General features: G+C 72.1%; 1 protein-coding gene. It reads right to left on the minus strand.

What is annotated here, in order from left to right:
• Positions 1–2513: magnesium-translocating P-type ATPase (gene mgtA, locus C1I93_RS30085; RefSeq protein ID WP_111246617.1), on the minus strand; the 2513-nt coding region annotated here is incomplete at both ends.

Raw genomic sequence — 2513 nt, forward strand, 5'->3', positions numbered from 1 at the left:
GTCGGGTGGGACGAAGCGTTTGACCAGCTCGGTGGCGGCCACGTACCCGGTGGTGAGCGCGGCGAGCGTGGCCAGCACCGGCAGTGGTGGGCGGCCGAGCCCGAGCGGCCCGGCCATCGGGCTGAACGGCAGCGCGACGGTGACCGCGATGAGCAGCGCCCCGGTGGCGAGCAGCGGCGTCGAGGGACGGCTACGCAGGAAGGCCCGGTTGGTACGCAGCACCATCAGCACGATGATCTCGGTCGCGGTGAACTGGATGAACCAGGCGGCGCGGAACACGTCGGTGGGGGTCCGCCACCACCAGTGCAGCACGGCGAGCGCGGCGAGGTCGACGGCGACGCTGAGGGATCCGTAGACCAGCATGAACTTGCGGATCGCGCGGACGTCGACGCTGCGCGGGCCGTGCAGTTGCTCGGGGTCGGTGCGGTCGGTGGAGATCGTGGTGTAGGGAATGTCGGAGAGGAAGTTGAGCAGCAGCACCTGCCGGGGCAGCAGCGGCAGGAAGGGCAGCAGCAGGGTGGCGATGCTCATGCTGACCACGTTGCCGAAGGACGCGCTGGTGTTGACCCGGAGGTACTTCAGGGTGTTGGTGAAGGTCCGCCGGCCCAGCCGGACCCCGTCGGCCACCACGTCGAGGTCCTTCTCCAGCAGGACGATCGCCGCCGCCTGCTTCGCCACGTCGGCGGCGGTGTCCACCGAGATGCCGACATCGGCGGCGTGCAGGGCGGGGGAGTCGTTGATGCCGTCGCCGATGAAGCCGACCACGGCGCCCCGGGACCGCAGCGCGGTGAGTACGCGTTCCTTCTGCACCGGGTCGACCTCGGCGAACACCTCGGTGCCGGCGACCCGGTCGGGCAGTTCCGCGTCGGCGCAGGCGGCGATGTCGGCACCGAGCATCGGTTCGCCGGTGAGGCCGACCTGCGCGGCGACGTGTGCGGCGGCGTGCCGATTGTCGCCGGTGATCAACCGGACGGCTACGCCCAGCGTGGTGAGCCGGTCGATCGCCTCGGCGGCGTCGGGCTTGGCCGGATCCTGGAAGGCCAGCAGCCCGACCAGGGTCATCTGAGTCTCGTCGTCCACACTGGCGGTACGCGCACCCGGTAGCTCCCGGACCGCCAGGCCGAGCACCCGGTGCCCACGTTCGCTCAACTCGGTGAACCGCTGCTGGATCCGGTCGCGTACCTGATCCAGTGGCACGACACCGCTGTCGGTGCGGGCCGTGGCGCAGACAGCCAGCACTGCGCCGAACGAACCCTTGGTGATCAGGGTGGCGACGCCGTCCTCGTCGACGAGCACGGAGAGCCGCTGACGGGTGAAGTCGTACGGCACCTCGGCGATCCGGCGGGCCGGGTCGGCGGGCGGTTGCCCGGCCATGATGGCGGTGTCCATCGGGTTGGTGAAGCCCTGCTGGAGTCCGGCGTTGAGCCGGGCCAGCCGGGCGGTCCCGGCATCGGGCGTGCCGCCGAGGTCGAGGCAGTCGGTGAGCGTCACACTCCCGGTGGTGAGCGTTCCGGTCTTGTCGGTGAGCAGCACGGTCATCGCACCGAAGTCCTCGATCGCCGCCAGACGTTTGACGATCACCCGATGCGCGGCCATCGCCCGGGCACCGGCGGAGAGGCTCACCGCGACGATCGCCGGGAGCATCTGCGGGGTCAGCCCGACGGCGAGGGCCAGGGAGAAGAGCAGGGAGTCGATGATCGGCCTGCCCATCAGCAGGTTGGCCACCGCGATGCCGACGAGCAGCACCGCCATGATCCGGACCAGCAGCAGCCCGAAGCGGGTCAGGCCCCGCTGGAAGCCGGTCGCGGCGGGCCGGGCCCCGACCCGGGCGGCCACTTCGGCGTACGCGGTGTCCCGGCCGGTCCGCATGACCACCGCCCGGCCGGTGCCGCTGACCACGTGGGTGCCCATCCACAGCGCGTTGGTCCGCCCGGACAGCTCCGCGTCGGCGGGTGCCGGGTCCGAGTTCTTCTCCACCGGGAACGACTCCCCGGTGAGGGCGGCCTGGTCGACCTGCAACCGGTGCGCCTCGACCACCCGGCAGTCGGCCGGCACCACGTCACCGGCGTGCAGCAGCACCAGGTCGCCGACCGTCACCTCCTCGACCGGTACGCCCACCTGGTGACCGTCGCGGAGCACCTCCACGGTCACCCGGACCCGCGCCTGGAGCGCGTCGACAGCTCGCCCGGCGGCGCGTTCCTGCCAGAACCCCAGCCCGCCGCTGGCCGCGACGATGGCCAGGATGATCGCGCCGTCGATCAGGTCGCCCACGGCCATCGACAGCACCGTGGCGGCGATGAGGATCACGATGATGGGGCTGGTGAACTGGGTCAGCAGCAGCCGCCAGCCCCGACGGCGGGTCACCTGGACCTGGTTGGGCCCGTGGTCGCGCAGCAGCCGCGCCGCCTGCTCGCCGGTGAGCCCCTGGGCCGGGGCGCCGACGGCGGTCAGGGCCTCGGGCAGCTCACCAGCCCAGAACCGCGCGGCGCGCCCCGGTGACCCGACCCGTGCCC

This window comes from Micromonospora endophytica, from assembly GCF_003236305.1.
Taxonomy (GTDB): Bacteria; Actinomycetota; Actinomycetes; order Mycobacteriales; family Micromonosporaceae; genus Micromonospora; species Micromonospora endophytica.